At 51.8% G+C, this 5,918-nt stretch carries 6 protein-coding genes; 3 read left to right on the top strand and 3 right to left on the bottom strand.

Annotated elements, in window-relative coordinates:
• Together LLF78_06415 and thiW are read left to right on the top strand one after the other, a co-directional pair.
• Window positions 1-251, top strand: a 251-nt coding sequence (locus tag LLF78_06415; GenBank protein MCE5202124.1) for a thiamine phosphate synthase, incomplete at its 5' end; no start/stop codon positions are given.
• Window positions 235-786 carry an energy coupling factor transporter S component ThiW gene (thiW, locus tag LLF78_06410; protein ID MCE5202123.1) on the top strand — a complete coding sequence of 184 codons (552 nt, stop codon included), beginning with the start codon at window positions 235-237 and terminating at the stop codon, window positions 784-786. The genes LLF78_06415 and thiW, both read left to right, overlap by 17 nt.
• Window positions 787-801: 15 nt before the next feature.
• Here the strand turns inward: thiW and coaE are convergent, their stop codons facing one another.
• The 3 genes from coaE to raiA all read right to left on the bottom strand — a co-directional run bounded on the left by coaE (window position 802) and on the right by raiA (window position 4,062).
• Window positions 802-1,404, bottom strand: coding sequence for a dephospho-CoA kinase (coaE, locus tag LLF78_06405; protein ID MCE5202122.1), 603 nt, complete (start codon window positions 1,402-1,404; stop codon window positions 802-804).
• Entirely contained in the window at window positions 1,364-3,328 is a 1,965-nt protein-coding gene (locus tag LLF78_06400; GenBank protein MCE5202121.1) for a UvrD-helicase domain-containing protein, read from the bottom strand. The genes coaE and LLF78_06400 overlap by 41 nt, the downstream gene beginning before the upstream one ends.
• Before the next feature lie 188 nt (window positions 3,329-3,516).
• Window positions 3,517-4,062: a ribosome-associated translation inhibitor RaiA gene (gene raiA / locus LLF78_06395; protein ID MCE5202120.1), complete on the bottom strand. Its 546-nt coding sequence runs from the start codon at window positions 4,060-4,062 to the stop codon at window positions 3,517-3,519.
• Window positions 4,063-4,233: 171 nt separating this feature from the next.
• Between raiA and LLF78_06390 the strand changes: the two genes are divergently transcribed.
• Entirely contained in the window at window positions 4,234-5,397 is a 1,164-nt protein-coding gene (locus LLF78_06390; GenBank protein ID MCE5202119.1) for a pyridoxal phosphate-dependent aminotransferase, read from the top strand.
• Window positions 5,398-5,918 lie beyond the last annotated feature (521 nt).

Below are 5,918 nucleotides of genomic sequence, written 5' to 3'. Positions count from 1 at the left end.
ATGACGCGGTCGTCATAGGTCCTGAAGGCATCAGAAAAACTCTCGGTTCGATAACGATCCCGTCCGTTGCCATAGGCGGCATAACGCTCGCAAATATACGCTTTCTTGCAGGGTGCGGCTGCTCCGGCATTTCTCTATCGGCGGAGATCATGAAGGCGAACGATCCCGAGAAAAAAGCCGGCGAACTGTACAAAGAGGTCGTACGTGTCCTAGAACACGGAAGGAGGGATTCCAATGGATCCAACAGGTAACAGCAAGAGGATAATTTTCAGGAATGCAGTGCTGGCAGGAGTTTTGGCCGCCGCAGGAGCAGTGCTGTCCGTAGTGTCGATCCCGATGGGCCCGACAAAGTGCTTCCCGTTCCAGCATGCGATCAACGTCATTGCGGGCATAATGCTCGGGCCGCTCTGGGCCGTAGGCGCAGCGTTCACGACAAGCCTTATACGCAACATGATGGGGACCGGCAGCCTGTTCGCATTCCCCGGAAGCATGTTCGGAGCCCTCTTTGTCGGACTGGCCGCAAAGGCTTTGCCCGACAGGTACAAGCTGGCTGCCGCATTCGCTGAGCCAATAGGGACCGGGATCATAGGCGCGTGGGTAAGCTCGGTAATAGTTGCCCCGTTTATCGGTAAAAACATCGGATTCGCATTCTTCTCTGTCTCTTTTCTGATAAGCTGCGTCCCTGGCGCCGCGATAGGAGCCGCTATACTTTACTGCCTTCAGAAAAGAGCCGTATGGGGAAACATTGGAAATGCCGGGGGCCGGCTGAGGAATATGCCGAAATGACAGATTTTTACGGCTTTATTTGCCGCGCTCCTTCTCACACTTTTCGATGAAAAACCGGCCTAACTCCCTTGCCTTTGCCCTCCACTCTTCCTCTGTGCCTATGTTCTCGATCACCCAGTCGGCGCGCCTGATTTTTTCTTCTCTGGGCATCATTTTGTTTTCGCGGCGCAGGATCTCATCCACATCCCAGCCGCGTCTTTTATTGCGCTCCGCCCTCTTTTCAAGCGGAGCGGCCGCGTAGACCACACAATCGATCCAGTCGGGGACCCCGCACTCGTAGAGCAGCGGGATCTCGGCCGCCACCCAGGACGCCCCGGACCTGTCAATGCGCCGTTTTACCTCGATTATGGCAGGGGAGTGAAGAAGCCCGGATGCAAATTCATATTCTTCGTCGTCGCAGAATATCTTGGCTGCGATCCTATCAAGCACCGTTTTCCACTCATCGTCAAAGAAACCCTCGCCCCAGCGCGCTTCAGCTTTGCTCCGGACCTCCGGCAGCTTCCACATGTCCCTGGCGATAGTGTCGGCGTCAATGACGTCTGCGCCCATCTCCCGCCAGACACCGCATAAAGTGCTCTTACCAGCGCCAACGTCGCCCGTTAGCCCTATTATCAGCATGCCATGTACCTCCTTGTGTGTCGTCATTCCTCTCGGCACAGCTATCGGGTATTTCTCCTATAAAGCGCGATGTCGTGTTCCTCTGTATTCCTCCAAAAAGCAGCCGGCTTCCGGCGCCGCTCATAAAGAGGCGTTCACGTGCGCGCGTCATGCCCACATAGCATAGGCGCCGCTCCTCTGAAAGGTCGCTCTCCCCCGCAACGGCACGGGCACTTGGAAATATCCCCTCCTCCATGCCTATCAGGAATACTATCGGGAATTCCAGTCCCTTAGCCGCGTGCAGCGTAAGCAGGTTCACACTGTCTACATTCTCAGCCTGGCTGTCCTGGTCTGTAAACAGGGGAATTTCTGTCAAAATCTGAAATATATCCCCGTCTTCCGGTATAAGAGAAAGGATCTCCATCACGTTTTCGACGCGTTCTTCCCAATCTTCAGGGTGATTCGCCTTCAAATGATCCTCGTATCCATACGGCCCCAGTATCGTGCGTACCGCCTCCTGAGGGTCTGAAGAAAGGGAGAGTATGCCCAGCATATTCTCGGCAAGCTTCTTAGCCCCCTCGCCTGCCTTTGTTCTGAGTCCGCCGCCGGTTTTTGCTATCTCACGCCACAGGGCCTCCGCTTCTATGCCTTCCGTCTTTGCAAGCTGTCCGGCAAGTATCTCGGCACTCTTCTTCCCGATACCGCGCACAGGGATATTCGCGACGCGTGCAAGGGAAATACTGTCCCTCGGGTTCACGGCAAGGCGCATCATAGACAGGACATCCTTTACCTCAAGCCGTTCATAGAAAGCGACGCCACGTATCACCCTGTAGGGGATGCCATTCTCAAGCAGTGCCTGTTCCAGGCCTCGGCTCAGCGCGTTCATCCTGTACAGCACGGACATTTCACCGTAGCGGTAGCCGTCGTCGCTCAGTTTTTCAATGTTTTTACATATCCATGATGCCTCGTCCTTATCGGTCCGCGCCCTGTATATCTGTATATATTTCCCGCGTTCCGCCGCAGTCCATAGATCTTTCGGATGTCTGTCGGAGTTATTTTTTATTACCCCATTTGCTCCGTCCAGTATCTGTCCCGTAGAACGGTAATTCTGATCTAGAACTATGACCTTCGCACCCTTGAAATCCTTCTCGAAATTCAGGATCATACCCATCTCCGCGCCCCGCCAGCCGTATATCGACTGATCCGGATCCCCGACTACCATTATCTTCCTTCCGCCGTCCACAAGGCATCTCAGAAGAAGATACTGCGGCCGGTTCACATCCTGATACTCATCAACCAGCACCCAGTCCAGCCGCAAACGTTCATGTCCCAGCACCTCTTTGTCTGTCGCCAGGATATGCAGGGGCAGCACCATAAGGTCATCAAAATCAAGCGCTCCCTGAGAGAGCAGGGCTTTCTGATATTTTTCGTAAAGCTGCCGCCATCTGGGATCCAAATACGCTTCCCGCGTAATGGGGCTGGCTTCGGTCTTCGCGCGCGAGATAAGCTCCAATGCGCCTCCGACGTCAAGCCTGCGCGGATCGATTTCGAGCTCGCCAAGTATTTTTTTCACGACATTCTTAGTGTCGCTCCTGTCAAAGATCACAAAAGCACGAGGGTAACCGAGCCTCATAAGGGCATCGGGATACCTGTGCAGAAAACGCAGCCCATAAGCGTGAAAAGTCGACACCTCCATGCCCCTCAGATCAGAGCCGAGAAGTGCTTCGACACGCGTCTTCATCTCCCGCGCAGCCTTGTTCGTGAAGGTAAGGGCAAGAATACGCCATGGAGAGACCCTCTTCTCCTTTATCAGATAAGCTATCTTCGCAGTCAGCACACGCGTCTTGCCGCTTCCGGCGCCCGCAAGCACCAGCTCATCGCCGTCGCAGTAGACGACAGCCTCTTTCTGCTTAGGATTGAGTGAATTTAAAAAATTATCCTCCATTTGACAACCGCCTTCGCCCTAAAAAACTATAAAAGCTAATTTACAGATTCATGATCAAGTTACACTTTTATCTGCATGAGGTCAATCGAAAAAAGAGGAGCCTGAAGGCTCCCCTCTTATGATATATACTGCGGCAACATTGTCAAAAGCTCTGAGATCCAAGATATCCCGAGTCTCTAAAAATATATTTATCTCGGCTCCAACAGCCCGTAGCCGCCCGCTTCCCTGCGATAAACGACATTAATGGCCCCGTTGGAATCATTCTTGAATATGAAAAAACTGTGGCCGAGCAAATCCATCTGCATCGTGGCCTCTATAGGAGACATCATATTTACGCTGAACTTCTTAGTCTTTACTATTTCCCTGGACACCTCGTCCTTCTCGGACGGAAGCGGCGCAAGCAGTTCGGGGTCGATATCAAATGAGACGTCCTGGACCTTAAGCCGTACCTTGTCAGTCAGGTAGCTCTTATGTTTTTTGACCTGACGCTCGATGTTCTTCAGAGCCTTGTCAAAGGCCTTGCGCAGATCCGGCGCGTAATCCTCGCCGCGCATGACCACTCCGTTCACATTGGAGGTTATCTCAACAACATTCATACCCCTTTTGAAGTTGAGTGCGACCTGAGTGTCAAGAATTTTGTCGAAGAATTTCTCAAGCTTCCCTACCTTCTTCTCCATATACTCCTTAACATCTCCCGGCAGTTCAACATTACGCGTGACAAAACGTACCTCCATAGCAACTCCTCCATTCTGCCTGGTGCGAGTATATTTCTACTGCTTACAAGACTATTCTACCATGATATTCAAACACATCAAACGTTAAAATTATATATATGCGGACTTCACTTTAAAATACTCTCGGGTATAATTATCAAGGAACAGAACAAGCGAAGGAGGATAACAAAAATGAAGCTCTCAAAGAGGATACTTGAGGTACAGCCGTCAGCTACTGTCAGCATTTCCGGCAAGGCCAAGACGATGAAGGCGGAGGGCAAACCCGTCATATCGTTCAGCGCAGGCGAACCCGATTTCAACTCGCCCGTCAGCGCATCAAAAGCAGCTATAGACGCCATAAACCGGGGAGAGTCACATTACACAATAAACTCCGGGATACTGGAACTGCGTCAGGAAGTCTGCAATTACTACAAAAGACGCTTCGACCTGGACTACACTCCGGCAGAAGTCCTCATAGCGCCCGGAGCAAAACCGCTCATCTATGAAGCGCTTCAAGTTCTCGTTGACCCCGGTGATGAAGTTATACTTTTCGCTCCGGCCTGGGTCAGTTACGTAGAGCAGATCCATCTTGCCGGCGGCAAGGAAGCGTTGGCAGACACTATATCCACCAACCTTATCCCAACAAAAGAAACCCTTGATAAGGCGATTACCCCAAAGACAGTCGGGATGATCCTCAACTCCCCGTCAAACCCGACCGGCGCTATATACGATGAAGACACGATAAAGATGATCGCAGACACAGCGAGAGAAAAAGGGCTCTGGATCATATTCGACGAAATTTATGAACGTTTCGCGTACGCGCCTGCGAAACACGTAAACATACTGAATGTCGCGCCGGACCTGAGAGACCGGACAATAATCATCAACGGGGTCAGCAAGGCATACGCGATGACCGGCTGGCGCATAGGCTACTCTCTGGCGCCGCAGCAGATAACATCAAAGATGAACACACTGCAGACACACCTCACGTCAAACGCGAGCTCCATCGCACAATGGGCCGCATTGGGCGCGCTGAAATACGCCGACCCCGATGTCGAAAAAATGCGCGACGCATTCGCAGAACGCCGCCGCGTGATAATCGACCTCATCCGTGATATGCCGTACGTGAAAGTCAAGGAGCCTGAAGGCGCGTTCTACGCATTCGTCGACATACGGGACTGCCCGATCCCCGACGACATCAAATTCTGCGAAAAACTGCTCGAAGAGAAATTCATAGCCGCAGTCCCCGGCGCAGCCTTTTTCGCCCCAGGATTCGTGCGCTTCTCATACGCATGCTCAATGGACGATATAAAAGAAGGCATGGGACGCCTAAAGGATTTTTTAGAAAAACTCTAAACAATGATCACGCAAACATATCACAACAAACAATGATCTGATACATAACGCGGGATGTCATTGCCTAAATGGCATCCCGCTATACAATTACAGCCGGATCAAGACAAACTCCCAAAATACCAAAAACAACCATCACACGCAAAACGGCCCTTCGTCGCCCACAGGATGTTATCCCTTGCGAAGCCCCGCATTACCCTGAAACCCCAAATAAGCGAACAAGGGACGACATTCTGTGGGTGACGAACAAGCCGCCTGCAGACCGCTATATAATTACAGCCGAGTTCTTAAGACAAACCCCAAAATACAAAAAACAACCATCACATGCAAAACGGCCCTTCGTCACCCACAGAATGTTATCCCTTGCGGAGCCCCGCATTACCCTGAAACCCCAAATAAGCGAAGCAAGGGACGACATTCTGTGAGTGACGAACAAGCCGCCTGCAGACCGCTATACAATTACAGCCGGATCAAGACGGATCCCCCAAATACCAAAAACAACCATCACATGCAAAACGGCCCTT

This window comes from Synergistaceae bacterium (assembly GCA_021372895.1).
Taxonomy (GTDB): domain Bacteria; phylum Synergistota; class Synergistia; order Synergistales; family Synergistaceae; genus JAJFTP01.
Note: the sequence above shows the minus strand (reverse complement) of the source record. Positions and strands in the feature narration are given on the sequence as shown.

What these genes read in the sequence shown, in the direction of transcription:
- thiW (MCE5202123.1), top strand. Translation starts at nt 235, where the DNA reads ATGGATCCAACAGGTAACAGCAAGAGGATAATTTTCAGGAATGCAGTG.
- LLF78_06390 (MCE5202119.1), top strand. Translation starts at nt 4,234, where the DNA reads ATGAAGCTCTCAAAGAGGATACTTGAGGTACAGCCGTCAGCTACTGTC.
- LLF78_06400 (MCE5202121.1), bottom strand. Translation starts at nt 3,328, where the DNA reads ATGGAGGATAATTTTTTAAATTCACTCAATCCTAAGCAGAAAGAGGCT.
- coaE (MCE5202122.1), bottom strand. Translation starts at nt 1,404, where the DNA reads ATGCTGATAATAGGGCTAACGGGCGACGTTGGCGCTGGTAAGAGCACT.
- raiA (MCE5202120.1), bottom strand. Translation starts at nt 4,062, where the DNA reads ATGGAGGTACGTTTTGTCACGCGTAATGTTGAACTGCCGGGAGATGTT.